Source organism: Bacteroidia bacterium (genome assembly GCA_025056095.1).
In the GTDB taxonomy this organism is placed as follows: Bacteria; Bacteroidota; Bacteroidia; order JANWVE01; family JANWVE01; genus JANWVE01.
Genome location: JANWVW010000357.1, coordinates 1 through 1,046, shown reverse-complemented (window position 1 = coordinate 1,046; position 1,046 = coordinate 1). Strand labels below are relative to the sequence as shown.

1 protein-coding gene is annotated in these 1,046 nt (G+C 40.4%); it reads left to right on the top strand.

Annotated elements, in window-relative coordinates:
- Nucleotides 1–378: 378 nt before the first annotated feature.
- The gene (locus NZ519_14010) at nt 379–927 is read left to right on the top strand and encodes a hypothetical protein (protein MCS7029867.1); all 549 of its coding nucleotides are present in this window, start codon (nt 379–381) and stop codon (nt 925–927) included.
- The last annotated feature ends 119 nt before the right edge of the window (nt 928–1,046 follow it).

The following is a 1,046-nucleotide window of genomic DNA, read 5'->3' as shown; positions in this document are numbered from 1 at the left end:
ACAACAAAGACAACCGTTTTCGCATTTTTTTCGTGCTTTGAAATAGAAAGAACAAGATAATAAATCTAATCAAAGCACCGCATTGCAACGCTTCTGCTAAACGCAAAACCCACGAGTGGGGAAGGTGTAGCTACACAGACAAGGCAAGAGTGTAAATCCTATTTTCTACGGATTTCAGATCTTTATCATTCACTTAGCATTAGGGGTTTGTACGAGTTGGACTGCTTTCTTCAGAAAGCAGGAGCATTCTCTGTATTCCTTAAAGGAAAGAAAGTTCTGTTTGATTAAAAAAGTGGAGCCGATTACCACTCAAAAAACGGGGCGGATTCCGAAAAGCCGAAAGAGTAGGACCAAACTTTCACTTTAGTTAACAGAACGATGAAGAGACCATCCTTATCATTGCTTTTTTTATCGCTTGTAGTTTTTGGTTGGTTTGTAGTAGGTTGTAAAAAAGATGACGACAATCCAGCGCCTTCTATCAAGATAGATGAGTTTTTAGGGGACTATGCGTTGGGTCAGGGGAGTTTTTATGTGATGTTAGATGCGAATAACAATGAACTTCCTGGCGAGAGGCGAGATATTAGTGGGGAGATTGTGAAGGTGAGCAGAGGTCAAGGGGATACGCTGATTTTGAGTAGTCCTACGTTAGGTAGTATCAAGGCGGCGTTTGTGTTGCATACTTCTTCGGGCAATCCGAGAGTAAATCTTACTATTCCGCAGCAGGTATATAGTGGGAATATTCATCCTGCGGGTTTGAGGGGTACATTATTTTCTATTTCATCTCTTTTCTTTGAGAAGGTGAATGGTGGTAAGTTTCTGGATGTATTGGGAGGGGAGAGGTTGAATATTGTTATCAATAATCCCACAGGGCGAACCAAAAGGGGAAATAGATACCAAGTTAGTATAATAAGAGGAGGGATAAGATAATTAGTAGCTTTTATCAATCAACTTACATTGAAAGCATTTGTCGATATCAAATAACATTTCCTTTGCGAAGCGAACCATGTGCATACCTAACTCCCAGGTTGGGAGTTAGGTGTGTTTTG